Consider the following 26,996-nt stretch of genomic DNA (forward strand, 5'->3'; position numbering starts at 1 on the left):
GGCGGGTAGGCTCGCTCGGAAAAACTTCGTCAACAGATCGGTCGGGTTCGTGGGTTCAGTAATCAAGAAGCGTCGCAAGCGTATGGCCAAGAAGAAGCACCGCAAGCTGCTCAAGCGCACACGGGTTCAGCGCCGCAACAAGAAGTAGCGGGCCGCGGGCGGCGGGGGCGGGCGAGTACCGGGTGCCGGTGATGCCGGGTGCCGGTCACCGCCGACGCCGCCGGCCGCTGCTGCGCGGAATGTTCTGGTCGCCGGGCTCGACCCCGTACTACGGGCGCCCGCGCACCCTCCATGCAACGTCTCCGTTTCACTCTGTGTGCTCCTTCGTGCTTGTTCCGTGACTGTATGGCACGCTGGTCGGGTGGCCGGCAACGGCGCTGGCCAGGCGCAGGGGGTTCGATGRCCAGCACGTGGATCACATTCATGTCGGACTACGGGGTGGACGGCGCCTGCGTCGGCGTCTGCCACGGCATCATCGCCAGGCACGCGCCGGAGGCCAGGGTCCTCGACCTGTGTCACTCGATCGAGCCGCAGGACGTCGGCCTGGCCGCGGTGACCCTCGTCGGCGCCATCGGCTACCTCCCGTCCGGCATTCATCTGGTCGTGGTCGAGCAGCTCGACGCCAGCGGCTACACCCGCGGCATCGTCGTCCGCTCCGCGGACGGGTCACTGTTCGTCGTGCCGGACAACGGCGTCGCCTCGCTCGGCTGGGAGCTTCTCGGTGGTGCCGAGGAGGCCTACCAGATCTCCAACCCGGACCTGTGGCTGCCGCTGCCGACCGCGGTGTTCCGCGGCCGTGACGTGTACGCGCCGGTCGCCGCACGGCTCGCCACCGGGCTCTCCCCGGCGGACGTCGGCCCGCGGCTCGACGTCGCCGAGCTCGTTTCGGTCGAGCCGCGTACCTGCCATGTGGACGACGACCACGTCCACGGCGAGGTGGTGTCGGTGGACCACTTCGGGAACCTGTCCCTGAACATGACCCGCGCCGAGCTCGAGGCGGCCGGCATCCTGCTCGGTGACCGCGTCGAGGTGCGGGCCGACGCGCGGCTCACCACTATGCCCTTCGCCCACACGTACGGCGAGGTCGCCGCCGGCGAGCTGGCGCTCTGCGAGGACGCCCTGCGCCAGGTCATGATCGCGGTGAACTGCGGGCGGGCGGCGGAGGTGCTCCGGCTGCGGCGCGGGGACTCCGTCGTGGTCGCGCAGATGCCCCGCACGGGCCCTCGCACGGCCACTGCCGTCGCCGCGGCGCGAGGCCTGCGGTGAGGCCCAGGCGGTCCGGAGGTACTGAGGTGCTGAGGTCCTGAGGTCCTGAGGTTTATGGCGTGGTRCCGCTGACGGGGACAACGGCGTGGCGGCGGTGCGTGCGCCGGCCGAGACGGCCCCGGGGCGGTTCTGACATCCGTGGGCGCAGGTGGTGGTTCGGGCACCTCGATCGGCTTTCGGCTACGCTAAGTAGCACTTCGGGTGGCGGGTTGTGACGCTGTGCAGTTAAGGGGGTCGCGCGCGGCGTACGATGACCCGCAGGGCCGGCCGCTGGTCGACCTCGGAGAGTTCTGCGCGGGAGGCGTCCATGAGGCCACGTCGCGTGCTTGTGACGGGGGTGTCGCGTCCCCTGGGAGCTCAGGTCGCGGCGGCGCTCGCCGCTGACCCGGAGATCGTCGACATCGTCGGGGTCGACACGATCGCCCCGACGGAGGATCTCGGGCGCACCCAGTTCGTCCGGGTGGACATCCGCAACCCGCTGATCGCGAAGGTGGTCTCGACCGCGGAGATCGACACCGTGCTGCACCTGAGCGTGCTGGCGACACCGCTCGGCGCCGGCGGGCGGACGGCGATGAAGGAGATCAACGTCATCGGGACGATGCAGCTCCTCGCCGCCTGCCAGAAGGCCCCCGGGGTCCGCAAGCTGGTGGTCAAGTCGACGACGTCCATCTACGGCTCGTCGCCGCGGGACCCGGCGCTGTTCACGGAGGAGATGGAGCCGCGCGGATTCCCCGGCGGCGGGTACGCCAAGGACGCTGTCGAGGTCGAGGGGTACGTCCGCGGCTTCGGCCGGCGGCGTCCCGACATCGCGGTGACGGTGCTGCGGTTGGCGAACGTGCTGGGCCCCGGGGTCGACACGCCGCTCGCCCGGTATCTCGACCTGCCGGTGGTCCCCACCGTTCTCGGATTCGACCCGCGTATCCAGCTTCTGCATGCCGACGACGCGATGGCTGTCCTGCTGAAGGCCGCCAGCGAGGACCACGCCGGCACCTTCAACGTGGCAGGCGACGGCGTCCTGCTGTTGTCCCAGGCGATCCGGCGGGCCGGGCGACCGCCGCTGCCGGTCCCCTTCCCGGCCGTCGGCTCGCTGGGCAACATCGCGCGCCGGCTGCGGCTCGTCGACTTCTCCTCCGAACAGCTCGGGTTCCTCGCGCACGGGCGCGCGGTGGACACCACCAGGCTCAAGGAGGTTTTCGGGTACGTCCCGCGGTACTCGACCGTTGCGACGTTCGACAGCTTCGTGCGGCACCGGCAGCTGCGGTTCACCATTGATCACGACCTGGTCACAAGGGTGGAGCACGGCCTACGCGGCGCGCTCGCCGGTCGCCGGTCCGCCGGGGCATCCTGATGGGCGGCCAGCCCGGAGGGCCGGGGAGAGAGGCCGATGTGCCGATGCCGCTGCAGGGACGTACCGGCCCGGCGACGCCGGGGAGATCCGACTCGGCCGCCGGTGGCGCGGGCCAGCCAGACCAGCCCAGACCGGCGAGATCGAACGGGTCCGCCGGGTCCGCCGGGTCCGCCGAGTCGAACGGCTCGGGCCGGCGGAGCAGACCGGTCGGTCTGAACGGAACCAACAGCACCAACGGAACCAACAGCACCAACGGAGCCGGCGACACCACCGGCGGCACCAACGGAATCGGCAGTGTGAAGCGAGCAGGCCGAGGGAACGCCGCCGGCGGGGTGGACGGTGCCGACACGGAGGGCGGTGCCGCCAGAGTGAACGGGGCGGTCAGCTCGCGTCGGGCAAACGACTCCCGCGTCGCGCGCGGCGGGAAGAACAAAGCCACGGCCCGTCCCGCGGCCGCTGTGACGGCGGAGCCACCGCCCCGCCCGGCACCGGAGCTCGGGCCGGAGTTCGAGTTCGGGGCGGAGAGCGGGCTCGGTGCCGCGGATGGCGGATTCGAAGTTGAGGCCGAGGCCGAGGAGCGGGCCGCCGATCCCGGGGATCTGGAGCGGGCACTGGCCGAAATACTCGCCTTCCTCCGCCGCCGCATCACCGGCGAGTACACCGTGGACGAGCACGGCTTCGACGTCGATCTGACCGAGCATGTCGTGGCGCCGCTGCTGCGGCCCATCTACCGCAGCTACTTCCGGGTCGAGACCCGGGGGCTGGAGAACATTCCGGACCAGGGCGGGGCGCTCGTGGTCTCGAACCACTCCGGCGCAATCCCGATGGACGCGCTGATGACCGCCGTGGCCATCCTCGACCACCATCCGGCCCACCGACACCTGCGGATGCTCGCCGCCGATCTGGTCTTCGCGGTGCCGTTCCTCGCGCCGCTGGCCCGCAAGACGGGCAACACCCTGGCCTGCCAGGCGGACGCCGAGCGGCTGCTCGGTGCCGGCCACCTCGTCGGGGTGTGGCCGGAGGGTTTCAAGGGAATCGGCAAGCCGTTCAGCGAGCGGTACAAACTGCAGCGGTTCGGCCGCGGCGGTTTCGTCTCGGCCGCGCTGCGGGCCGGGGTGCCGATCGTGCCGTGCACCGTGGTGGGCGCGGAGGAGATCTACCCGATGATCGGCAACTCCCGGACACTGGCGCGGGTGCTGGGGCTGCCGTACCTGCCGATCACGCCGACGTTCCCGTGGCTTGGGTTGCTCGGCCTTGTCCCGCTGCCGAGCAAGTGGATCATCGAGTTCGGTGAGCCGGTGGACACGGCCGGCTACACGTCGGCCGCGGCCGACGACCCGATGCTCGTCTTCGAGCTGACCGACCGCATCCGGGAGACGATCCAGCACACGTTGTACGGCCTGCTGATGCAGCGCCGATCGGTGTTCTTCTGACCCACTCGCCCGGCGGGGCCGGGCGGAGGCCGTGCCCGTCGGCCCGCCAGGCGATGTCGGCCAAGGTGACACCCGTGTTGGAAAACGGGTCTGCGCCACCTGCCAGACGTTCCACCGAAGGTCATGATCGCCGGGTYGAGGCGATGTCCAGTCGCGGGTTGYCCGGCCGCCGAGCGCTGGTGGATGTCGTTCGGACGGTGACGGCGGTGGACGGCGCGCTGGCGACCCGTCGAGTCGGGCCGTTCACCCGCCACCGCGGGCTCCAGGAGCGCCGCCAAGCCGCTGAACAGCCATCCTCCGATACACGACCGGATTCCGGTGGGCGTGGACGGCGGTGGGTAGATGTGTGGACGATAGAAACTAAAGACCTCTCCGTGGCCTTTCGTTCCCGAGGTCTTGTGAAACATCAACCCCAGTGGACGTCAAGACATTCTCAGGAAAGGCCACGCGAAGGACGTCGATCATGCGGAAGTGGTGCCTGAACCCGCGGCGAAAGGTGTCAGCGGTGCCAGATTCTCGCGTGCCGATCCCCGGCTTCGTGTCGCCCGGTCGAAGGCGGAATCCGGTGGCTGGCTTGGTGATGCGGCGGGCGGATGTGCTGACGGGTCCCGATGGGAACGGCGGGTTCAGGGGTCGGCGGCGGTGGGGCCATGGCGGCGGCAGATGGCCGCAGTGCGTGGCACCGGTGGAACGTCGGCTGGCGGCGATAGTGCGACGGCGTCGATCCGATAGTGGCTGGGAATCTGACATTGCTGGCACATTGGTCGAGGGTTGGGGGGACCGTTTTGCCTGGCGAAATGACCTTCACGTGGTCTTTCTGGGAGGTCCCTTGACGGCGGCGGAGACGAGCATTCCGCAAGCTCTCGGAAAGCAAAGGTCACAGCGAGCCCTTTACTGTAGTCTCCATCGTCAACACAACTGCCCGCCGCCGCCGATGCTCGCCGCGACCTTGTCTGGACGTCGGAGAATGGYTGGTCAGCGACCTGGCGGCGTCCCTGGAGGCCGCCGCGGGGGCGGTGGGACCGGTTCGGTGCACCGTCGTCCGTCCGGTAAGTGGGTGCGGACGTCCCGTGGTTGGCTGCCGGTGCGGCGCCAGATGGGTATGCCGTGCCTGGACGCCGTTCCGGTCCGGCGGGCGTGACGTTCGTCGGGACGTCCCGGGCGATGGTCGGGGTCGGTTTCCGACACCGGTGTCACCCAACGGCCGAACACCCGTGGTAATCGGCCAGGCCAGGCCGGGCCTGGGCTCGCTCGGCGGGCAGCCCTCGTCAGGTTCCGCCGTAGCGGCGGCGCAGCGCCATGCCGGCGGCCACGCCGCCGCCGAGGGCGCCGAGCCCGGCGGCCGTCGGGATGCCGATCCTGGCCGCTTTGCGGGCGGTGCGGAAGTCCTTGATCAGCCAGTCCCGCTCCTTGGCGACCGCGCGCAGGTCGGGATCCGGGTTGATGGCCACCGGATGCCCGACAAGCGAGAGCATCGGCAGATCGTTGATCGAGTCCGAGTAGGCCCAGCACCGGGAAAGGTCGAGTCCCTCGCGTTCGGCCAGTGCCTGCACGGCCGCGCCCTTGGCCGGCCCGTGCAGCGGCTCGCCGACGAGACGTCCGGTGTAACAGCCGTCCGCGACCTCGCTGACGGTGCCCAGCGCGCCGGTGAGGTTCAGCCGCCGGGCGATGATGGACGCCAGTTCGACGGGGGTCGCGGTGACGAGCCAGACCCGCTGCCCGGCATCGAGGTGCTGCTGGGCCAGGGCGTGCGTGCCCGAGTAGATCTGCTGAGCCATCCGCTCGTCGTAGATCTCCTCGCCGTAGCGGACGATGTCGGTGACGTTGCGCCCGGCGACGAAGGCGAGCGCGGCCTCACGGGCGTCCCGCATGCCGTTCGGGTCCTCGAGGCCGCGCACCCGGTAGCTGACGTGCTGCCAGCCGAACTTGAGCAGGTCCCGGGAGTCGAAGAAGTCGCGCGCGGCCAGGCCGCGGGCGAAGTAGAAGATCGAGGCGCCGGCCATCATGGTGTTGTCGACGTCGAAGAAGGCCGCGGCGGACTCGTCCGGCGGGGGCTTCGCGACCTCCTCGGCGRCAACCTTCAACGCGGCCGTGGCGGCCGCCTCCGCGGCCTCGCGGCCGTGCAGATGGTCCTTGCGTCGTCGCACCCTCATGTCATCGGGCTCGCGGCATGGAAGCCCCGGCGTTCAGGCCTGGAAGGAGACGCCGTTCGACGCTGGAACGCATGTTCGATCCTTTCGGTAGAATCGTGGCATGCCCGCCCGCGGGCGCTGGAGGAGATCCGGCTGCCCGAGCCCGTGGGCGGCGCCGTCAGCCTACGACCCCGCCAGGCCCGGGAAGTCAGCGCCGGCCCGCTGTCAGTCTCCACGTGACATGGGCAGGCTGCGGGCAAGGGCGCGCACCGCCCGTAGTTGCAGTGCCCGCACCGCCCCCTCCTTCTTGTTCATCGCCTGTGCGGTCTCGCGCACCGACAACCCCTCGAGGAACCGCAGCGTGACGCATTCCCGCTGCTCCGAGCCCAGTGAGCTGACGGCCTGGAGCAGGTCCCGCAGGCTGAGCGCGGACAGGACGGTGTCCTCGGGCCCCGGGACGGACGTGCGCAGGCCCACACCACTCTCGGCGGTGGTGAACAGGTCGGCGGCCGGGAACTCCAGCCGGGCCCGGCCCGAGCGGGCGAGGTCGACGATGTGGTTGCGGGCGATGGTGACCAGCCACGCGCCGATGTCGCGGCCCTGCCACTCGAAGGTCGAGATCCTGGTCAGCGCGCGGAGGAACGTCTCGGAGACCACGTCCTCGGCGACCGCACGGTTGCCGCCGACGCGGTAGAAGGCGAAGCGGTAGACGAGGTCGGCGTAGCGGTCGTAGATCTGGCCGAACGCCTCCCGCTCCCCGCGGCGGGCCCGGTGGACGAGGTCGGCGTCCACCCGTGGGTCCGGCGGGCGCGCCACGGCCGCGGGCTGCGGCCGGTCCACCAGGCCCGGCAGCCCCCGCAGGTCCGGCCGATCAGACCGATCAGCCGGCTCCGGCGGGTGCTGCGGCTCCGACGCGTCGACGCGGGTGGCGTCCCCAGCAGTCGCGCGGGACATGACAGCCGCGGTACCGAGCAGTGGCAGCAGGGCGAGCAGGCGTCCCAGGGCGGGCGTGGCACGTGGCACGTGGCCGCCGACGCCACCGGCGATCCCGCCGCGCGCGATCGCCGGTGCGATCAGCAGGCGCACGGTGTCTCCGTCGGCCGGACGCCCACGTACCCGGCCGGTCGCACCGCTGTCCGTCGGACGTCCCACCCGCCTGTGGGTGCCGCCGTGACAGTTCCGGCGGGATCGGTTCCGGCGGGATCGGTTCCCGGGAATGCAGTCCTGGCAGGAAAGGTGCCGGTTGCCCCGTGCCGCGACCGTCGACCAGTGGGGCGCGTCATGGCGCACATACGGGCTCCCGGCAAGGACGTCGCGGGCGGTGATGGGCGCCACCACCATAGCCGTCGGGTAGCTGAGTGTAGCCAGGAGGCCCGTCCAGGGAGACCAGGTACCGTAACCCGCCGCCGGTCGTCGACGGACAGTGGGTCGTCACCCGATGGTAGGTATCCGTGCGCCGCGGAAGCATTATCGTCGCTGGGGTGATCGACGCCCGCGCAGCGAACTCCGAACGGCAGCACCCTCCCGGGTCCGGTGATCCCGCCCCGAGCGCCGGGCCGAGCGACCGCGGCTCCAGCGCCGGCTTCGGCGACGAGGTGGCCGCGACCCGGATCGAGCTGGTGACCAGGGTCGGCTGTCACCTGTGCGACGACGCGCGGCAGGTGATCGCGCGGGTCGGTGCGGAGCTGGGTGTCAGCTGGCGGGAGACCGATGTCGATGCGGACCCGGCCGCCGTCGACGCCTACGGGGACCGGGTGCCGGTCGTTCTTGTGGACGGCCGGGAGCACGGCTACTGGCGGGTCGAGGAGGAGCGACTGCGCCGGGCGCTGGCCGGCGACCGGTGGTCCTGGCGGTCGGGGCGTTCCGCCCGGTAGCGGGTGACCTGGGCTGCCGGCTGGGGTGGCGGTCGCACGGGCCTCAGTACTTCGTGAATCCCTTCACGAAGTCGTAGACTTTGTGGGTCCGCAGACGCGGTCGTCGGCCGCACGAAGCACCGGGCCGGCTGTGCCCGCTGTTCGGGCGTGACCGCCAGGCCGGGCGTGACCACACGGAGCAGACCCGTGCAGGCCGGCGGGGCCGTCTCGCATGGCACGGCCACCGGTCCATGGGGCCGAGCAGCCGGCCCGCACTGTCGAACGATGTCGGGAGCCGCGGATGCGTCAACCACGGCGGGGGGCCGGGCGGCTGTCGGGCAGATCGTCGATGCCCGAGGCCACGGTCGCCAGGCTGCCCCTCTACCTACGTGTGCTGACCGCGCTCGGCGAGAGTGGGATGCACACCGTGTCCTCGGACACTCTGGCCACCGCCGCCGGGGTGACCTCGGCGAAGGTCCGCAAGGACCTCTCGCAGCTCGGCTCGTTCGGGACGCGTGGGGTCGGGTACGAGGTGGGCATCCTGCTGGAGTGCATTTCGGCCGAGCTTGGCCTGACCGAAGACCGCTCGGTGGTGCTTGTGGGGGTGGGTAACCTCGGACATGCACTTGCCGGGTATGGCGGTTTCCACGCCCGTGGGTTCCGCATCGCGGCGCTGGTCGACGCGGATCCGTCCCGTGTGGGTGAGCGGGTCGGCGAGGTGGTCGTCCGTCCGGTCGACGAGCTGGAAGYGGTCATCGAGGACTGCCAGGTGACCATCGGCGTGATCTGCACGCCGGCGGCGGCGGCCCAGCATGTCTGCGACCGTCTCGTTGCAGCGGGCGTGACCAGCATCCTGAACTTCGCCCCCACGGTGCTTTCGGTGCCGGAGGGAGTAGATGTGCGTAAGGTCGACCTTGCCCTGGAACTGCAGATTCTCTCCTTTCACGAGGCTCGCAAACGTCCGTCGCCCGGCTCGCCCGCCGGCGCCGTGGCGGGCGGTCGCGGGCCGGGGCCGGGCGCAACCGTGGATGACGAGGCTGGTGAGGTCGTGCGGATGACCCGTCGGGTGGTGCCACCGCCGTCACGGGTGGCGCCGGATGTGCCGCTGCCCGTGGTGGCGCATGGGGGTGACTCCGAGTGAGCCTGCTGGCGGTGGGGCTCAACCACCGGACCGCACCGACCTCGCTGCTGGAACTCGCCGCGGTCTCCGCGGACGAGACGGCGAAGGTCCTCCACGACCTGGTGGCGGCCGACCACATCAGCGAGGCGGTCGTCCTCTCGACCTGCAACCGCACCGAGATCTACGCCGAGGTGGAGACCTTCCACGGCGGGCTGGCCGACATCTCCGACCAGCTCAGCCGGGTGTGCGGGGTGCCGCTGAACGACCTCGCGAACCACCTCTACGTGCACCACGAGGCACGGGCGGTCAGCCACCTGTTCTCGGTGGTGTGCGGGCTGGACTCGATGCTCGTCGGCGAGTCGCAGATCCTCGGCCAGGTGCGGGTGGCGTTCCGGGCGGCTCAGGCGGCCGAGGTGACCAGCGGGATCCTCGGTGGGCTGTTCCAGACCGCCCTGCGGGTCGGCAAGCGCGCGCACGCCGAGACGTCCATCGACGCGGCGGGAGCCTCGATCGTCGCGGTCGGGGTGCGGATGGCCGCCTTCGACCTGCAGGCCCGCCGCCCGGACGCGCTGGCCGCGCCCGTCGCGGGCCCCGGAACCGGCCCGGCGGACGCGGTCGAGGAGATGCTGCGCCCCGGTCTCACCGCACCGGCCGTCCCGGGCGGTGACGACGCCCCCCTTGCCGGTGCCCGCGTGCTGATCATCGGTGCGGGTGCGGTGGGCTCGCTGGCGGCCCAGACCGTGCGCCGGGCCGGTGCCGGCGAGGTCGTCATCGCGAACCGGACGCCGGCGCACGCGGCCCGCGTCGCGCAGACCCACGACGCACGGGCGGTCGGCCTGGCCGACGTCGCCCACGAGATCGGCCGGGCTGATCTGGTCCTCTCCTCGACCGGTGCGTCCGGTCTCGTGGTGGGCCACGATGTGGTCCGGTCGGCCATGGCGGGCCGCGGCGGCCGCCCGCTGGTCTTTCTCGACCTCGCGCTCCCGCGCGACATCGACCCTGCCGTGCGGGAGCTGCCCGGGGTCACCCTGATCGACATCGAGGCCCTCCGGGTCGCCCTGGACGGGGCACAGGTGTCCCACGACGTGGAGGCCGTCCGGTCGTTGGTCGCCGCGGAGGTGGCCGGCTTCCTCGACCGGCGGCGCGCGGAGCGGGTCGCCCCGACCGTGGTGGCTCTGCGGGCGCACGCGGCGGCGGTGGTGCGCGACGAGCTCGACCGGCTGCGCAGCCGCATGCCCGATCTTGACAACCGTGAGTGGGACATGGTTTCCGGCACGGTCCGCAGGGTGGTCGACAAACTGCTGCACGCACCGACGGTGCGGGTGCAGCAGCTCGCGGAGGCACCGGGCGGTGATTCCTATGCGGAGGCCCTTCGCGAACTGTTCGACCTGCCTCGGGACGTGCCAGCCATCGTCTCCGCCCCTGACCTGGATCTGGTGGAGAGAACGTGACTGAGACCCGAGGGCAGACCCCGGCGCCGGCGCCCGACGCGCCGGAGCACGCCTGGCTGGCGCGCCGGCCACTGCGGCTGGGTACACGTCGCTCGGCGCTGGCACTGGCGCAGTCGGGGCAGATCGCCGAGACGCTGCGGGCCCGGCTCGGCCGGCCGGTGGAGCTCGTCGAGATCGTCACCGAGGGTGACCGATCCCAGGTGGCGATCAGTCAGATCGGCGGTACGGGTGTCTTCGTGAGCGCACTGCGCGACGCTCTGTTGGCCGGTGAGATCGACCTCGCCGTCCACTCGCTCAAGGATCTCCCGACCGCCACGCCGGCGGGGCTGGTGCTCGCCGCCGTCCCGCCCCGGGCCGACACCCGGGACGTCCTGGTGTCGCCCGGCGGGCGCACGCTGGCGGAGCTCGGCCCCGACGCGCGGGTGGGCACCGGGTCGCCGCGGCGGGCGGCGCAGCTGCGCGCGCTCGGTCACGGCTTCGAGGTCGTGCCGATCCGGGGCAACGTGGACACCCGGATCAAGAAGGCGATCGATGGCGAGGTGGACGCCGTCGTCCTTGCGCACGCGGGCCTGGCGCGCCTCGACCGGCTCGACGCCGTGACCGAGGTGATCCCGCCCGAGGTGATCCTGCCTGCTCCCGGCCAGGGTGCGCTGGCGATCGAGTGCGCCCGGACGTCGGCCGCCGGACCAGCATCCGATCAGGCCGGACCAGATCGGGGCCGGGGCATCGATGGAGGACTCGCCGAGCTGCTACGGTTTGTGCTCGACGACGCATCGTCCTCTGTCGCGGTCAGAGCCGAGCGTGCTTTCCTGGCAGGCATCGAAGCCGGTTGCACCGCTCCGGTGGGTGCCTTGGCCCAGGTCCTTCCAGGAGCCGGCTCGCACCCGGACACGCGCGGCGATGGTGCGCCCGCCGTGGGTGGCATCCGCCTGCGGGCGGTGGTCTCGGCGCCGGATGGAGGCAGGGTCCTGCGGCGCGAACTCACCGGTTCTGCCGTCGACCCGGAGGCGCTCGGGCAGCGCCTCGCGGACGAGCTGTTGTCCGCCGGAGCACACACGCTGATGGGAACAAGCTGAGCATGGCCACCCGACGTACCAAGAAGCCCGTGTCCCCGGTTGCGCTGGTGGGCGCCGGACCCCATGATCCGGGGCTGCTGACCGTCCTCGCCGTGGAGACTCTCGCCGCCGCGGACGTCGTCGTCGCCGACCCCGACGTCCCGCCCGCCGTGGTCGAGTCGCTGTCGGCGGAGGTGCTGCGGATCGGTGACCTCGACGCCCCGAAGCCGGTCCGCGACGCCGAGGCCGCGACCGCCGCGGTCGTCAGCCGGGCTCGGGCCGGGGAGAAGGTCGTCCGCCTCTACGCGTCGGACCCGTGGCTGACCCGGATCGGAGCCGCGGACGCCCAGTCGCTGGCGAAGGCCCGGATCCCCTACCGGGTGGTGCCCGGTGTCTCCACGTCGGCCGCCGTGGCCACCTACGCCGGGGTGGCCCCCGGCTCCCCGGTCACCTTCGCGAGTACGTCGGGTGTCTTCTCGTCCTCGGGTTCGGTCAACAGCGGGTCGCCGTTCGGCGCCGGTGACCCGGTCGGCCCGCTCACCGCGCCGCCGTTCGGCGCGCCGCGGCTCGGCAGCCGGCCGATGTCCAGCCTGGGCACCGGCCCGCTGGGTGTCGGTGGCGGCTTCGGTGCGCCGCTGGGCCTGGGCACCCCGACCGGCTTCGGCGGGCTCGGCCTGCCCACCACGCACGGGGACGTCGACTGGGGTGCCCTGGCGCAGGCGCCCGGCACTCTGATCATCACCGCCGGCCCCACCGAGATCGGCAAGGTGGCCACCGCGCTGGTCGAGCACGGCCGCCCCGGTGACACCCCGATCGCGGTCACGGTCGACGGCACCACCACCGACCAGCGCACCGTCACCTCGACGCTGGACCGGATCGAGGCCGACGCCGCCCCCATGCTCGGCGCGACCGCCACCCCGCCGCACGAGGTCGTCATCTCGGTCGGCCAGGTCGTCGGGACCCGCTCCAAGCTGTCCTGGTGGGAGACCCGCGCTCTGTTCGGCTGGACCGTGCTGGTGCCCCGGACGAAGGAGCAGGCCGCGATCCTCTCCGACTCCCTGCGCGCGCACGGGGCGAGCCCGCTGGAGGTGCCCACGATCGCCGTGGAGCCGCCCCGCACGGCCGCCCCGATGGAACGGGCCATCACGGGCCTGGTCTCCGGGCGGTACCAGTGGGTTGCGTTCACCTCGGTGAACGCGGTGAAGGCCGTGCAGGAGAAGGTCGAGGAGCGCAGCCTGGACGCCCGCGCCTTCGCCGGGGTCAAGGTCGCCGCGATCGGCGAGGCCACGGCGGACGCGCTGCGCGCCTTCGGTATCCGGCCCGACCTGGTGCCCGCCGGCCAGCAGTCCAGCGAGGGCCTGCTGGAGGAGTGGCCCGAGTTCGACGACTCGCTCGACCTGCTCGACCGCGTCCTGCTGCCGCGGGCCGACATCGCGACCGACACGCTCGTCGCCGGGGTGAAGGACCGCGGCTGGCAGGTCGACGACGTCACCGCCTACCGCACGGTGCGGGCGGCCCCGCCGCCCGCACCGATCCGTGAGGCCCTCAAGGGCGGGCGGGTCGACGCGGTCGTCTTCACGTCCTCCTCCACCGTGCGCAACCTGGTCGGCATCGCCGGCAAGCCGCACGAGACGACCGTCATCGCGGTGATCGGCCCGGCGACCGCGGCCACCGCGGTCGAACTCGGGCTGCGGGTGGACGTACAGGCCACCGAGGCGTCGATCCCGTCGCTGGTGACGGCGCTGGCCGAGTTCGCCGCCGAACACCGCGAGGAACTCGGCAAGGTCGGCCCGCTGGCCGCCCGGCTGCCCAAGCCGCGACGGGGCTCCCGGCGGTGACCGGGACGCCCGGGCGTGCCGCGGCCGGCCTGCCGGCGGCGGCCCAGCCGGGGTTCCCGCTGGCGCGCCCGCGGCGGCTGCGTCGCGGTGCGCCGCTGCGCCGGCTGGTGGCCGACGTGCGGCTGCATCCGGCCGACCTCGTCCTGCCGATGTTCGTCCGGGAGGGTGTGACCGACCCGGTGCCGATCTCGTCGATGCCGGGAGTCGTCCAGCACACGCGGTCGACGCTGCGCAAGGCCGCGGCCGAGGCCGCGGCGGCCGGTGTCGGCGGGATCATCCTGTTCGGCGTGCCCGAGCACAAGGACAGCCGCGGCTCGGCTGCCGACGACCCGGCCGGCATCGTCCAGCTCGCCCTCGCGGACCTGGCGTCAGAGGTCGGCGGTGACGTGGTGATCATGGCCGATCTCTGCCTTGACGAGTACACCGACCACGGTCACTGCGGCCTGCTGACCCCCGCGGGCGAAGTTGACAACGACGCGACACTCGGGCGCTACGCGCAGATCGCGCTCGCCCAGGCCGCCGCCGGCGTCGAGGTGATCGCCCCCAGCGGCATGATGGACGGGCAGGTCGCGGCGATCCGGGCCGCACTCGACGGCGCCGGCCACACCGAGCTGCCTGTCCTCGCCTACTCCGCCAAGTACGCCTCGGCCTTCTACGGGCCGTTCCGGGAGGCGGCGCTGTGCGCGCCGCAGTTCGGTGACCGTGCCGGCTACCAGCAGGACCCGGCCCGTTCGGTGGGGGAGGCGCTGCGCGAGGTGGCGCTCGACCTCGCCGAGGGCGCCGACGCGGTGATGGTGAAGCCGGCGCTGGCCTACCTGGACATCCTGCGCGCGGTCGCCGACAGCGTGGACGTCCCGGTCGCCGCCTACCAGGTCTCCGGCGAGTACGCGATGGTCGAGGCGGCGGCGGCCAACGGGTGGCTCGACCGGGACAGGATCATCCTGGAGACGCTGACGGCCGTCCGGCGGGCCGGCGCGGACATCATCCTCACGTACTGGGCGGCCGAGGTCGCCGAGCTCCTGCGCTCCCGCGGCTGACCTGCGCCGAGCGCGGCCGTCCCGGCTGTCCCGGCTCGCTCGCGTCGCCGGGCCCCGGCGACGCCGTGTCTCGTTGTGGCCCATGTGGCCGGGTCGACCCCGGGACGGAACCCTACGGGGGGAGGGTATGGGCGTAGGGTGCTGACCGTCGGAATCTTCGGGCTCCGCGCGCAGTTCAGGCCCGGGGCCCATGATCACATCACGGGAGGCGTCGTCATGTCCGTCACCAGCATCGTGACCACCTTCAGCGTCACCGGGATGACCTGCGGCCACTGCGCCGCGGCCGTCAGCGAGGAGATCTCGCGGCTGCCCGCCGTGAGCGCGGTCGACGTCGACGCCGCGACCGGGCGGGTCACCGTGACGAGCGCCAGCGAGATCGACGACGCCGCGGTCGACGCGGCTGTCAAGGAGGCCGGTTACACCCTCGCCGGCCGCATCTGACGATCGGCTGACCGGCCTGCGCCGGGTCCGGTCTGGCCGGGCCGATCCCCGCGGTTCCGTGAGCTTCCGGGCCGCGGAACCGCGGAGTCCGGAGCGCTCAGAGCGAACGCTGGTACGTGCGGAAAGCCCGGAGTGTGAGCCCGGTGGCGACCGCGGTCGCCGCGGCCAGCGCGCCGACACGCCAGCCGGCCTGAGCCCAGTCCGTCCCGCCGGCAACCACCGCACGGGCCGCGGTGACAGCCCAGTCGAGCGGGTTGCCATACGTGATCCGGCGGATCCACCCGGGCAGCAGGTCGCGTGACATCATCGCGGTCGACAGGAAGGCCAGCGGGAGCGCGAGGAAGTTCGTGGCCGCGATCAGCGCCTCCTCCGTCCGCAGCACCAGTGCCAGCGCCATGGACAGTGCGGCCACCACCGTCGACAGCAGGATGGCCGTCAGCAGCAGCACCAGTGGCCCGGTGACACCGTGGTAGTCGGCACCCAGCGCCCACCCGAGCAGCAGGATGACCACACTCTGGACGGTGGTGAGCAGGGCCTGGTAGGCGAGACCCGCGCCGACCACGGAGAACCGGCTTACCGGCGCGGCGAGCAGGCGGTCCATCACGCCGCGCTCCATGTCCTGCACGAACGCCATCCCCGCCCAGCCGGCGCTGAAGAACGCCGACATCATCACCACGCCCGGGGTGAGGTAGCTGAAGTACGAGCTTTCCCCGAAGCCCGGGATGCCGGTGACGCGGCGGAACAGCGAGCCGAACAGCGGCAGCCAGACCACCGCCTGGACCAGGCTGATAGCCAGGTAGGCGGGCTGGCGGAGCAGCGCCCGCACATGGCGGGCGAGCAGGGTCGCGACCTGCGGGCCGGCCGGCACCCGCCCCGCACCGCCGCCCCCGCGATGCTCGGTCTCCGCGGCAGCGGCCGGGATGCCCATCGCCGGCTCGTCCGCCGGAACCAGCTGCGTCATCGGACGTCCTCCCGCGCGCTGTCGAGCGCCGTCCCGACCGTTTCGTTCAGCCGCTCGCCGACGTGCCGCAGGTAGACGTCGTCGAGTGACGGCCGTGCGATCGTGGCGGAGGCGACGGTGAGGCCCGCGGAGCCCAGCGTGGCGATGATCGCCGGCAGGGTGGCGGCCCCGCCCGTCACCCTGCTGCGGATCCGGGCCCCGTCGATCGTCACCTCGTCGACGCCGGGCACCGCGCACAGCCGGGCGCGCACGTCCGCAGCCGGCCCGTCGGTGCGGCCGGCCTGGCCCGGCCAGCCGTGCTCGTCGGCCCGGTCGAGTCCGCCGGCCTGGTCGGCCCGGTCGAGTCCGCCGGCCTGGTCGAGTCGGTCGAGTCCGCCGGGCTGGTCGGGGGCGGCGAGTTCGAGTTCCACCGTGTCGCCGCGCAGCTCGCCGCGCAGTGCCTCCGGACTGCCCTCGACGACGAGCCGGCCGTCCCGGATGATCGCGATCCTGGCCGCGAGGCGGTCCGCCTCCTCCAGGTAGTGCGTCGTCAGCACGACGGTCAGGCCGTCCGCGGTCAGCTGCGCGATCTCCCGCCACATCATCGTGCGGGCCTGTGGGTCCAGACCGGTCGTCGGCTCGTCCAGGAAGAGCACCGACGGACGCTGCACCAGGCCGACGGCGACGTCCAGCCGGCGCAGCATGCCGCCGGAGTAGGTGCGGGCGAGCCGGTCGGCCGCGGTGCCCAGGTCGAAGCGGTCGAGCAGTTCGTCGACCCGCCGGGTCAGCCGTGCCCCGGCCATGCCGTGCAGGCGCCCCTGCAGCCGCAGGTTCTCCCGCCCGGTCTCGTCCGGGACGCACCCGGACCGCTGGGTCACCAGCCCGATCGAGGCGCGGACCCGCGCGGGCTGACGGTGGACGTCGAAGCCGGCCACCTGGGCCTGCCCGCCGTCCGCCCGGGCGAGGGTGGTGAGGATCCGTACGGTCGTCGACTTGCCGGCGCCGTTCGGCCCGAGCAGGCCGAACACGGTGCCGCGCGGGACCGTGAGGTCGATGCCGGCCAGCGCGGTGACGGGTGCGCCGCCGCGGCCGCGGCCCGGATAGCTCTTGCGGAGCCCGCGGACGACGACGGCCGCCCCGGCTCCGCTGGTGTCCTGTCGTGACATGTGGTCCCTGGTCCCTGGTCGCGTTGCACCGCCCGTCCGGGCGGTGTATGCCCGGGCCGGCCGGGACGTGTTCCCGACTCGGCCGACAGCAGCTGCCCGGCCGCCCGGGGCCCGGACCGCGGGACACGCGGTCGGGCGCGGGGCAGGYCGCCTGAGCGCGAGCGGGCCGGCCTTCCACGAACCAGCGACGACTATCGTCGATCTGGGGAGATGACTGGTTCGCGCGGTGGGAACCGCGTGGTCGGTCGCTCGCTGGACGGATCCCGGCGCCGTGTTGCCGCACCGCGCCGGGATCCGTCTCCGGTCACGTCGTCATCCCGGCCTCCCCGTCGTGGCGGTTCCGTCGCCCGGGTGGCCGTCGCGGGCCGGGCTGCCGCCTGGCCCCTCGCCCTGCCCGGTGTCGGGCCCGGCCGCCTCGATCTCCCGCCGCCCCTGCGCGTTCGCCCGCACGTCGGAGACGACGGACGGCGGGAGCGCCGCCCACCGGCCCTCGGCGATCCGTTCCTCGGCGGCGGCCAGCAGCCTGGTGGTCTCCTCGGGCCGGGCCGGGTCCGCGTGGAACACATCCCACAGCTCGATCCCGTCGAGGGTGCGCTCGACGAGTGCGGTGATCAGCTCGTCGACGTAACGCAGCTCGGCGTCGCGGAGGGCGTCCACGTACTCGCCCTCCAGACGGAAGATGTGCGGCAGGCCTGCCACCTTGGCGAGCCTGCCGGTGGCCTTCGCCGCCTCCGCGTCCTCCAGAAGCCGCTGGCGCCGCTCCCGGAGCAGACCCACGACCTCGCTGGCCGGCAGCACCGGCAGCAGGGAGAGCGCCGCCTCGAACCGGGTGTACTCCTTCATCGGAGTGCTGACCAGCTCGACCATCCAGTCGTCGAGCTCGGTGCGGCCCGAGTCGGTGATGGCGTAAATGGTCCGTTCGGGGCGGCGGCCCGCCCGCACGGTCGCCGTCGCAGTGATGTGGCCGGCCCGTTCGAGTGCCTCGACGACCGTGTAGAGCGAGCCGAAGTTCAGCTTGATGCTGTCCTGCTTGCGGCGTCCGCGCAGCGTCGTCGAGATCTCGTAGGGATGCATCGGACGTTCGTTCAACAGCGCCAGGACAGCGAGTGCGAGCGGGTTGGACATCCTTCGCCGTGTCATCGCGCCTCCTCGAATCCGCTGTTCGACCTGCCGACACGGTGTCCGATCTCGAATGCCGTCCGATTCCGAATATCCGTGGCCGAGTATCAGGTCTGGAGTGATCCGAGTCAATCCTCGCGAGGCTGGAGGCGGAGCCTGTTGCGGCGACGGCGACGGCGACGGCGACGGCGACGCGGCGGTACCGGGCGGACCGGAGGGGGAGGCACATACAGGACAACTGCGCCTATTGATCATGGTCTTTCGGGTGGTCTCCCGGGCGGAGATGCGCTCTGCCAGCACATCCGTCGGTGGACGGGACCACGGGCGGGACTGTGCCGGTGGGCGGCCGTCCTGCGGCGGCGGCATATCATCGACATGGCAGCCAGGCAAGACCCCGGGTGGCAGCGAGACGCGGGAGCGTGACGGGGCCCCGCGGGCCGGTGTTGGCCATCCGCGGGCAGCGAGCGCCTGGTGGCCGTGAGCCGCCGCCGGTGGGCGGCCGGGGCAGACCCCCGTCCGCCGGCGGCCTTCGTCGTGTCAGGTACGTCACGGGCCCCGCGGGCCGGCCGGGCGGCCCCGAGCGGCGGTACCGGATCCGGGTGGCCGCGCCGGGCGCCGGCCCCGGGCGAGACCTGCAAGGATCGGGGCATGGTGGTTCCGTCTGCCGCACCGGCGTCCGAGGCTCTCTTCCAGCGCGCCCAGCGGGTTGTTCCGGGCGGAGTGAACTCTCCGGTGCGCGCGTTCCGCGCCGTCGGCGGCACTCCCCGTTTCATGGTCGGCGGCGAGGGGCCGCGGCTCGTCGACGCCGACGGCCGTTCCTACGTCGATCTCGTCTGCTCCTGGGGCCCGATGATCCTCGGGCACGCGCATCCGGACGTCGTCGCGGCGATCACGGCAGCCGCGGCCCGGGGGACGAGCTTCGGTACCCCGACTCCCGGCGAGGTGGAGCTGGCCGAGCTCATCGTCGACCGGATCCGCCCGGTGGAGCAGGTGCGCCTGGTCAACTCCGGCACCGAGGCGACGATGAGCGCCATCCGGCTGGCCCGTGGGTTCACCGGCCGCTCCACGGTGGTGAAGTTCGCCGGCTGCTACCACGGGCATGTCGACGCGCTGCTCGCCTCGGCCGGTTCCGGCGTGGCGACCCTCGGGCTGCCCGACACCCCCGGTGTGACCGGTGCGGCCACCGCCGACACCATCGTCCTGCCCTACAACGATCTTGATCTGGTGGAGGCGACCTTCGCCGAGCGCGGCGACAGCATCGCGGCGGTCATCACCGAGGCCGTTGCGGCGAACATGGGTGTCGTCCCGCCGCTGCCCGGCTTCAACGCCGGCCTGCGGCGCCTGTGCGACTCCCACGGCGCGCTGCTGGTGTTCGACGAGGTGATGACCGGCTTCCGCGTCTCCTCGACGGGCTGGTGGGGCCTGGAGGGCGCGGAGCAGGGCTGGGCGCCGGACCTGTTCACCTTCGGCAAGGTGATGGGCGGCGGCCTGCCCGCCGCGGCGTTCGGCGGCCGGGCCGACGTGATGGCCCGGCTGGCCCCCGCCGGCCCCGTCTACCAGGCGGGCACCCTCTCCGGGAACCCGCTCGCTGTCGCCGCCGGGCTGGCCACCCTGCGCGCCTGCACCGACGAGGTCTACGCGACCGTCGACGCGCGGGCGGCGGACGTCGCCGGCATCGTCTCCACCGCGCTCACCGAGCAGGGCGTGCCGCACCTGCTGAACAGCGCCGGGTCGCTGTTCAGCGTGTTCTTCACCGAGGCCGCGGCGGTCGTCGACTACGCCGGAGCGAAGCAGCAGACCAGCGAGCGGTACGCGGCGTTCTTCCACACCATGCTCGACGGCGGCGTCTACCTGCCGCCGTCGGCGTTCGAGGCCTGGTTCGTCTCGGCGGCGCACGACGACGAGGCGGTCGAGCGGATCGCCGCCGTCGCACCGGCGGCGGCCCGGGCGGCCGCCGCGGTCGAGGCCGGCTCCGAGCTGGTCGGCGGGGGCGCGGCGTGACCGGGGCGGACCTGACCACGGTGCACCTCGTCCGGCACGGGGAGGTCTTCAACCCCGAGAAGGTGCTGTACGGCCGGCTGCCCGGCTACCGGCTCTCCGAGACCGGCGAGCGGCAGGCGAAGGTCACCGCCGAGTACCTCGCCGGGCTGGACGTCGCCGCGGTCGTCTCCAGTCCGCTGGACCGCGCCCGGCAGACGGCCACCCCGATCGCCGAGGCCCACGGTGTGGATCTCCAGGTCGACCCGCGGCTGATCGAGAGCCGCAACGCCTTCGAGGGCCGGCCGTTCGAGGCCGGGCCGGCCGTCCTGCGCTACCCGCGGATGTGGAAGCTGCTGCGCAACCCGCTGACCCCGTCCTGGGGCGAGCCGTACGCCGAGATCGCGAGCCGGATGCTCACCAGCGTCGCGGAGTGGCGGGACACCTTCCCCGGGCGGCATGTCGTCCTGGTCAGCCACCAGCTCCCGGTCTGGACCGCCCGGCGGGCGCTGGAGGGGCAGCATCTGTGGCACCGCCCGGACCGGCGGCAGTGTTCCCTCGCCAGCGTCACCTCCGCGGTCTACCGGGGCGACCGGCTGGTCCGGGTGGACTACGCCGAGCCCAACGGGCCGACCGCGAACGCGGCCGGCTCCGTCGGCGCCTGACCCGGCGCACCCCCGAGCAGGTCGTGGCTGTGATCCACCCGGCGCTGCGGCTGCTGCGGTGCCCGGTGTGCGCGGCGCCGCTGGACGGGCCCGCCGGGCCCGCCGGGCCATCCGGCCTGCGCTGCGGCGGTGGGCACGCGTTCGACGTCGAGCGGTCCGGCTACCTGAACCTGCGGACGGGGCAGGCCCGCCGGGTGACCGGTGACACCGCGGAGATGGTCCAGGCCCGGGTCGACTTCCTCGGGCGTGGCCACTACGCGCCGCTCACCGCCCGCCTCGCCCGGCTGGCCAGCCTCGCCATGACCAGCCCGGGGGGTGTCGGGCCGGCCGGGGCTGGCGAGGTGGACCCCGAGCTGGTGCTGGAGATCGGGGCCGGCACGGCCCACCACCTGTCCGCCGTCGTCGACGCCCGCCCGCGGGCACTCGGCCTCGCGGTCGACGTGTCGAAGCCGGCACTGCGCCGGGCGGCCCGGGCGCATGCCCGGGTCGGCGCGGTGGCCTTCGACGTCGCCCGGCCCTGGCCGCTGCCTGACAGGTCGGTGGACGTCCTGCTCGACGTGTTCGCCCCGCGCAACCTGCCGGAGATGCGCCGTCTGCTCCGGCCGGGCGGGGTGCTGCTGCTGGTGACCCCGGGCGATGACCACCTGGTGGAGCTGCGGGGGCCGCTCGGTCTGGTCGGCATTCACCCGGGCAAGCGGGCGCGGCTCGCCGAGGACCTGGCCGGCCGGTTCACCCGGCTGTCGTCGGAGACCCTGACCCGTACCCTCCGGCTGGGGGTGGACGAGCTCGTCGAACTGGCCCTCATGGGCCCCACCGGCCACCACACCGGCGCGGCCGAGCTCCGGCGGCGACTGGAGGCGGTGCTGCCGGCCGGGTGCACCGCGATGGAGGTCACAGCGTCCTTCGTCATCGACCGTGCCCAGGGGGCGGCGGAGATGGCGGTGGACTGACCTGCACCGCCGCCGGACCCGCTGCGACTGCGCGGCAGATGCGCCCCACGGCCGAGGTGTRCTCCCTCCCCGCGACGGGCCGGCCCGGGGGCGGTGCCCGCCGCGCCGCGGGAGTACGGCGAAGCCTCAGGGCCGGACGTCCCAGGGCCGAACGGCCCAGCCCCGGCGCAGACGACTCTCGGGGCACCTACTCTGGAGGACGTAGTTCTACAGTTGGTCGTAGACGGCCACTGCGGCAGGGGCACGGCAGCATCGAAGGGAGCGGGCTCATCCTGGGCGCGATGCGGGACAGAGGGCGGACTCGCGGCGCGGTGGCCGGAGCCGCCGCCGCCATGCTGCTGGCCGGGGGCGGGCTCGCGGCCTGCTCCGCCAACGCGAACAGTGTCGACGCCACCGGTGGTGGGGGCTACGGCTTCGTCCAACAGGCGCCCGGGCAGGATTTCGTGGAGCCCGGAAAGCGCCGGGTGCCGCCCAGCATGGCGGGGGAGACCCTGGACGGTGAGCAGYTGGACGTGGCCTCCCTGCGGGGCCGCCCGGTCGTGCTGAACTTCTGGGCCTCCTGGTGCGCCCCGTGCCGCGCCGAGACCGACGGCCTGGTCACACTGGCGAAGGACAACCCGGACGTCGCCTTCGTCGGCGTGAACGAGAAGGACGAGCCGTCCAGCGCCCGGGCGTTCGTCCGCGACGAGCAGGTGCCCTACCCCAGCATCATTGACGAGACCGGCGTCCTGGCCGCCGGCTGGCCGATCTCCATCGGGCTCCCGTCGACCGTCGTCCTGGACGACCAGGGGCGGCTAGCCGCCCGCTTCACCGGCGGCGTCGTGCCCGAAGAGYTCACCGCCGTTCTCGGCAGGCTCCGGACGGAGGCCTGAGTTCCGGATGGGTGTCGTGGACGTCGTCACGGACGGCCCGCTGCTGCTCGCCGCACCCGTGGCCGCCGCGGCCGGGCTGTTGTCCTTCCTGTCTCCCTGCGTCCTGCCCCTGGTGCCCGGCTACCTGTCCTTCATCACCGGCCTGTCCGGCGAGGACCTCCAGCGGCGCGCCGAGAAGCCCGAGCCGGCCACCGCTGCGCCCGAGCAGGCGCAGGTACCGGTCCCTGCCGCGGTCGGCGCGCCGGTCACGTCCCTGGCCGCTCCGGACGCGGTGGGCGTTCCCGGCGCGCCGGGGCCAACCGCGGACGCCGTGGCTGCCGCCCCCGCAGCCGGTCCACAGCCGGCCGGCGGCGAGCCCGGGGCCGGGGCCGGGGCCGCTGCCGGGCGGGCCTGGTGGGGCGAGCGGCTGGGCGACATCCGCCGGGCGGGGCGGGTGACCGCCGGCACCGGCCTCTTCATCCTCGGGTTCACCGTCGTGTTCGTCTCCTACGGGGCGGCGTTCGGCGGGCTGGGCCAGTGGCTGCGGGTTCACCAGGTGGGGCTGAGCCAGGTGCTGGGCGCGGTGACCATCGTGATGGGGCTCAGCTTCGCCGGTGTGTTCTCCCGGACGTCCTGGGCCAACCGCGAATGGCGGTTCCACCGGCTGCCGTCCCCGGGCCTGCTCGGCGCCCCCGCCCTCGGGGTGCTCTTCGGCATCGGCTGGACGCCCTGTATCGGCCCGACCCTGACCGCCGTGCTCGGGCTCGCGACCCAGAGCGCCACCGTCGGCCGTGGCGCGTTCCTTTCCGCCGTGTACTGCCTGGGCCTGGGGCTGCCGTTCCTCGTCGTCGGACTGGCGTTCCGCCGCGTCGCGGGCGCGCTGCTCGCGGTGCGCCGCCACGCGAGGCTCCTGGCGCTCACGGGCGGCGCCCTGCTGGTGATCGTCGGCGTCCTGCAGCTCACCGGTGCCTGGACGGATCTCATCGCCGAGCTCCGCCCGTACGCGCCCGGATTCTCGGAGACTCCGCTGTGACCACACGCCCCACCGCCCCGTCCGGCCATGTCGACGGGCTGATGCCGGACGATCCGACGGTCCTGGAAGATCCGGAGGCGTTCGACCCGCCAGCTCCGCGGCGCGCGGCGGACCGGACCGACCCGACCGAGCGCACGGAGCGGGAGAGCAGCAGGGACCGGACGTCCACCACCGCCGGCGACGGCACGGATGGCGCCCCGGTCGCGGGCGGCGACGCGGCGGCGATACCCGACCGCGACGCCACGGCGTGGACGAGCCCGTCAGGCTCCGGCCCGGTGGAGGTCGCCGGAGCAGGAGCTGACAGATCGGGAGACGGCCGCGCAGAGGCGGGTGGAGCTGAGGCTGGCGCGCGTCCGGTCGGGCGCGGCGGCGGCAGTCCCTACGCCCTGCCCTCCGACACGACCCGGCGCGGCAGGGTCGGGGGGCGCGCCGGTGCGGTGGCGCTGATCGCCCGGTCGTGGCGGCAGCTCACCAGCATGCGGACGGCCCTCGTGCTGCTCTTCATGCTGGCCGTGGCGGCTGTGCCGGGGTCCCTCCTCCCACAGCGCAACGTCAACCCCATGAAGGTCGAGGAGTACCTCGCCGACCATGGTTCGCTTGCCGCCTGGCTGGATCGGTTCTCCTTCTTCGACGTCTTCGGCGCCCCCTGGTTCGCCGCGATCTACCTGCTGCTGTTCATCTCGCTGATCGGCTGCCTGTGGTCGCGGGTCCGCTGGCACGCGCGCGCCCTGTTCACCGCCCCGCCGAAGGCGCCGTCGCGGCCGGGTCGACTGCCCGGCGGCAGCACCTGGACCAGCCCGTTCGAGGCCGACGAGGCGGTGCTCCGGGCCCGCGGCGTGCTGCGCGGACGGCGGTTCCGGGTCGCGGTCGCGCCCGCCGACGCCCGCCGGCCGGACGGCACCCCCGACCACTCCGCCGCCGCCGAGAAGGGCTATCTGCGCGAGACCGGCAACCTGGTGTTCCACCTCGCGCTGGTCGCGCTGCTCGCCGGCATGGGGTTCGGTTCCTGGTTCGGCTACCAGGGCACGGTGCTGGTGATCACCGGCAACGGTTTCGCGAACACCYTGATCTCCTATGACCAGTACAACGGCGGTGAGCTCGTCGACCCGGTGGACCTGCCGCCGTTCTCGGTGATGCTGGACCGGTTCGAGGCGACCTACCAGGACAACGGCCAGCCCGCCGACTTCCGGGCCGACGTCCGGTACGCCGAGGATCGCGACGCGCCGACCAGGACCGACACGGTGCGGGTCAACCATCCGCTGGCGATCGGCAACGCCAAGATCTATCTGATCGGGCACGGCTACGCCCCGCACTTCGTCCTGCGCGACCCGGCCGGGGAGGTCGTCTGGGAGTCGTACGTGCCCTGCACCCCCCGCGACGGCATGTTCACCTCGACCTGCACCGTGAAGATCCCGGACACCGGCCTGCCGCCGCTCGGCGAACTCCGGGTGCCGCAGCAGCTCGCGTTCAGCGGGGTGTTCACCCCGACGACGGTGCTCGACCCGGGGCACGGCTACGTCTCGGTCTTCCCGGCGGCTCGCGCGCCGGGGCTCACCCTCACCGGGTTCGTCGGCAACCTGCACCTCAACGAGGGCATCCCGCAGAACGTCTACACCGTCGACACCCGCGACATGACCCAGTTCACGATGACCGGGCCGGCCGGCGCGGACCGGATCGCCCAGGTCGTCGCGCCGAACAACCCGCAGCAGCGGACGCTGACCGGCCTGCCGGGCGGCCTGTCGCTCGAGGTCGACGGGGTCCGCGAGTTCGCGACCTTCCAGACGAAGTCCGATCCCTTCAAGGGCCTGGTGCTCGTCGCCTCCGTGGTGATCATCGCGGGACTGATCGCGAGCCTGCGGGTGCGGCGCCGGCGGGTGTGGGTCCGGGCGACGCCGCTCGACGGCGGCGGAAGCACCGTCGAGATCGGCGGGCTCTCCCGCTCCGACGCCCAGGGCTTCGCCGCCGAACTGACCGCGCTCACCCGCCGGATCAGGGACGACACGGCGCCGGAGGACGTCACCCCGAGCGCAGAGACCCCGAGCACCGGCACCCCGGGTACCACGGCGCCGGGTACCACGACGCCGAGCGCCGCAACCCCGAACACCACGTCCAGCAGCACCTCCAGCACCACCAGCGCCACCAGCGAACGGGAGCCTTGATGCCGGTCAACGAAGGCATGGCAGAACTGTCCGATCTGCTGTTCAGGACCTCGATCGGCGTCTATGCCGTGGGCATGCTCGGCTTCGGCGCCGAGTTCGCGTTCAGCCGGCTCGGCCGGGTCGCGGGCAGCGCCTCGGCGGTCGACGAGACCGAGGCCGCGGACGCCGTGGGCGAGACCGCCGCGAAGCAGGCCGTGCTGGTCGGCGCGGCTCCGGCCGGCGGCGGGGAGGTCGGAACCACCGGCTCCTCCGGCGGCGTGCCGGGGCGGACCGACGGCGGCACCGGCCTGGCCGGCGACGGCTCCCTGCGGAAGGGGACCAGCCCGGCGGGGACAGACGGCGTCACACCGCGCACCTCGGTCTGGATCGGCCGCCTCGCGGTCGTGCTGACCATCGTCGGCTGGGCGACCCATGTGGGCTCGGTCGTGACGCGGGCGATCGCGGCCGACCGCGTCCCCTGGGGCAACATGTACGAGTTCTCGTCCATGATCTGCCTCATCGCGGTCACGACGTTCCTCGTCCTGATCGCGCGGCAGCCGCTCCGGTGGCTCGGGGTCTTCGTGATGGTCCCCGTCGTGCTCTCGATGGGGTTCGCGGGGACGGTGCTCTACGTCGCTGCGGGTCCGCTGGTCCCGGCGCTGGACTCGTACTGGCTCAAGATCCACGTGGCCGGTGCGATCATCTCGAGCGGTGTCTTCCTGGTCTCCGCCGTCACGACGGTGCTGTTCCTGCTCAAGGACCGGTGGGAGAGCCGGCTGGCCGAGGTGGCGTCGGGCCGGGCGGAGGCATCCCGGGCGATGCRCAGCCGCGGTGGCATCGTGATGCGGCTGCCCTCATCCGCGACGCTCGACACGATCACCTACCGGATCATCGCGTTCGCGTTCCCGATCTGGACCTTCGCCATCATCGCCGGCGCCATCTGGGCCGAGGCGGCCTGGGGCCGCTACTGGGGGTGGGACCCGAAGGAGACCTGGTCGTTCATCACCTGGGTCATCTACGCGGCCTACCTGCACGCGCGGGCGACGGCCGGCTGGCGGGGGCGGCGCGCGGCAGCGGTCTCGCTGCTGGCGTTCAGCGCCCTGTTCATCGACTACTACCTGGTGAACCTGGTGATCAACGGCCTGCACTCGTACGCGGGGATCTGATCCGGCTCCGGCGGGCC

At 73.0% G+C, this 26,996-nt stretch carries 23 protein-coding genes; 18 read left to right on the forward strand and 5 right to left on the reverse strand.

Annotation, left to right across the window (positions count from 1 at the left end):
* Positions 1-49: 49 nt before the first annotated feature.
* From CC117_RS34595 to CC117_RS12000, 4 genes are all read left to right on the forward strand, one after another.
* Positions 50-148, forward strand: a complete 99-nt coding sequence (locus CC117_RS34595) for a 30S ribosomal protein bS22 (RefSeq protein WP_003948845.1) — start codon at positions 50-52, stop codon at positions 146-148.
* A gap of 251 nt (positions 149-399) precedes the next feature.
* Positions 400-1,266, forward strand: coding sequence for an SAM hydrolase/SAM-dependent halogenase family protein (locus CC117_RS11990; RefSeq protein WP_071083798.1), 867 nt, complete (start codon positions 400-402; stop codon positions 1,264-1,266).
* A 307-nt stretch (positions 1,267-1,573) separates the two neighbouring features.
* A complete protein-coding gene (locus CC117_RS11995; protein ID WP_071083799.1) occupies positions 1,574-2,614 on the forward strand; it encodes an NAD-dependent epimerase/dehydratase family protein in 1,041 nt (346 codons plus the stop codon).
* Between the two features lie 296 nt (positions 2,615-2,910).
* Positions 2,911-4,047 (forward strand): lysophospholipid acyltransferase family protein, encoded by a 1,137-nt coding sequence (locus CC117_RS12000; protein WP_241830042.1) that lies wholly within the window; start codon positions 2,911-2,913, stop codon positions 4,045-4,047.
* A gap of 1,268 nt (positions 4,048-5,315) precedes the next feature.
* Here CC117_RS12000 and CC117_RS12005 read toward each other — a convergent pair.
* On the reverse strand, positions 5,316-6,200 hold the full coding sequence (locus CC117_RS12005) for an HAD family hydrolase (protein WP_071083800.1): 885 nt from the start codon (positions 6,198-6,200) through the stop codon (positions 5,316-5,318).
* A 204-nt stretch (positions 6,201-6,404) separates the two neighbouring features.
* Positions 6,405-7,265: a sigma-70 family RNA polymerase sigma factor gene (locus CC117_RS12010; RefSeq protein ID WP_071083989.1), complete on the reverse strand. Its 861-nt coding sequence runs from the start codon at positions 7,263-7,265 to the stop codon at positions 6,405-6,407.
* A gap of 365 nt (positions 7,266-7,630) precedes the next feature.
* Between CC117_RS12010 and CC117_RS12015 the strand changes: the two genes are divergently transcribed.
* From CC117_RS12015 to CC117_RS12045, 7 genes are all read left to right on the forward strand, one after another.
* Entirely contained in the window at positions 7,631-8,053 is a 423-nt protein-coding gene (locus CC117_RS12015; protein ID WP_241830043.1) for a glutaredoxin family protein, read from the forward strand.
* Positions 8,054-8,381: 328 nt separating this feature from the next.
* Positions 8,382-9,173, forward strand: coding sequence for a redox-sensing transcriptional repressor Rex (locus CC117_RS12020; RefSeq protein WP_071083801.1), 792 nt, complete (start codon positions 8,382-8,384; stop codon positions 9,171-9,173).
* Entirely contained in the window at positions 9,170-10,603 is a 1,434-nt protein-coding gene (locus tag CC117_RS12025) for a glutamyl-tRNA reductase (protein WP_071083802.1), read from the forward strand. The genes CC117_RS12020 and CC117_RS12025 overlap by 4 nt, the downstream gene beginning before the upstream one ends.
* Positions 10,600-11,679 carry a hydroxymethylbilane synthase gene (gene hemC / locus CC117_RS12030; RefSeq protein WP_084131975.1) on the forward strand — a complete coding sequence of 360 codons (1,080 nt, stop codon included), beginning with the start codon at positions 10,600-10,602 and terminating at the stop codon, positions 11,677-11,679. Before CC117_RS12025 ends, hemC begins: the two co-directional genes overlap by 4 nt.
* 2 nt (positions 11,680-11,681) lie before the next feature.
* Positions 11,682-13,496 carry a bifunctional uroporphyrinogen-III C-methyltransferase/uroporphyrinogen-III synthase gene (locus tag CC117_RS12035; RefSeq protein ID WP_071083803.1) on the forward strand — a complete coding sequence of 605 codons (1,815 nt, stop codon included), beginning with the start codon at positions 11,682-11,684 and terminating at the stop codon, positions 13,494-13,496.
* A complete protein-coding gene (hemB, locus tag CC117_RS12040; RefSeq protein ID WP_071083804.1) occupies positions 13,493-14,533 on the forward strand; it encodes a porphobilinogen synthase in 1,041 nt (346 codons plus the stop codon). Before CC117_RS12035 ends, hemB begins: the two co-directional genes overlap by 4 nt.
* A gap of 216 nt (positions 14,534-14,749) precedes the next feature.
* The gene (locus CC117_RS12045) at positions 14,750-14,974 is read left to right on the forward strand and encodes a heavy-metal-associated domain-containing protein (RefSeq protein ID WP_071083992.1); all 225 of its coding nucleotides are present in this window, start codon (positions 14,750-14,752) and stop codon (positions 14,972-14,974) included.
* A 97-nt stretch (positions 14,975-15,071) separates the two neighbouring features.
* Here CC117_RS12045 and CC117_RS12050 read toward each other — a convergent pair whose 3' ends face one another.
* The 3 genes from CC117_RS12050 to CC117_RS12060 form a co-directional block, all read right to left on the reverse strand.
* The gene (locus tag CC117_RS12050; RefSeq protein ID WP_241830044.1) at positions 15,072-15,935 is read right to left on the reverse strand and encodes an ABC transporter permease; all 864 of its coding nucleotides are present in this window, start codon (positions 15,933-15,935) and stop codon (positions 15,072-15,074) included.
* A complete protein-coding gene (locus CC117_RS12055) occupies positions 15,932-17,080 on the reverse strand; it encodes an ABC transporter ATP-binding protein (protein WP_071083805.1) in 1,149 nt (382 codons plus the stop codon). The genes CC117_RS12050 and CC117_RS12055 overlap by 4 nt, the downstream gene beginning before the upstream one ends.
* Before the next feature lie 312 nt (positions 17,081-17,392).
* Positions 17,393-18,220, reverse strand: a complete 828-nt coding sequence (locus tag CC117_RS12060) for a PadR family transcriptional regulator (RefSeq protein WP_084131977.1) — start codon at positions 18,218-18,220, stop codon at positions 17,393-17,395.
* Positions 18,221-18,847: 627 nt separating this feature from the next.
* On the opposite strand from CC117_RS12060, the gene hemL reads away from it, so the two are divergent.
* The 7 genes from hemL (at position 18,848) to ccsB (ending at position 26,979) form a co-directional block, all read left to right on the forward strand.
* Complete coding sequence (gene hemL / locus CC117_RS12065) at positions 18,848-20,200, forward strand: glutamate-1-semialdehyde 2,1-aminomutase (RefSeq protein WP_071083806.1); 1,353 nt, start codon at positions 18,848-18,850, stop codon at positions 20,198-20,200.
* Positions 20,197-20,841, forward strand: coding sequence for a histidine phosphatase family protein (locus CC117_RS12070; protein WP_071083807.1), 645 nt, complete (start codon positions 20,197-20,199; stop codon positions 20,839-20,841). Before hemL ends, CC117_RS12070 begins: the two co-directional genes overlap by 4 nt.
* A gap of 29 nt (positions 20,842-20,870) precedes the next feature.
* On the forward strand, positions 20,871-21,791 hold the full coding sequence (locus tag CC117_RS12075; protein WP_071083808.1) for a methyltransferase domain-containing protein: 921 nt from the start codon (positions 20,871-20,873) through the stop codon (positions 21,789-21,791).
* 311 nt (positions 21,792-22,102) lie between these two features.
* The gene (locus CC117_RS12080) at positions 22,103-22,663 is read left to right on the forward strand and encodes a TlpA family protein disulfide reductase (protein ID WP_084131980.1); all 561 of its coding nucleotides are present in this window, start codon (positions 22,103-22,105) and stop codon (positions 22,661-22,663) included.
* Positions 22,664-22,670: 7 nt separating this feature from the next.
* Positions 22,671-23,675, forward strand: coding sequence for a cytochrome c biogenesis CcdA family protein (locus tag CC117_RS12085; protein WP_071083810.1), 1,005 nt, complete (start codon positions 22,671-22,673; stop codon positions 23,673-23,675).
* Positions 23,672-25,834 (forward strand): cytochrome c biogenesis protein ResB, encoded by a 2,163-nt coding sequence (gene resB, locus CC117_RS12090; protein ID WP_071083811.1) that lies wholly within the window; start codon positions 23,672-23,674, stop codon positions 25,832-25,834. The genes CC117_RS12085 and resB overlap by 4 nt, the downstream gene beginning before the upstream one ends.
* Entirely contained in the window at positions 25,834-26,979 is a 1,146-nt protein-coding gene (gene ccsB, locus CC117_RS12095) for a c-type cytochrome biogenesis protein CcsB (RefSeq protein WP_071083812.1), read from the forward strand. The genes resB and ccsB overlap by 1 nt, the downstream gene beginning before the upstream one ends.
* The last annotated feature ends 17 nt before the right edge of the window (positions 26,980-26,996 follow it).

Origin of the sequence: Parafrankia colletiae (assembly GCF_001854655.1) — a bacterium.
Lineage (GTDB): Bacteria > Actinomycetota > Actinomycetes > Frankiales > Frankiaceae > Parafrankia > Parafrankia colletiae.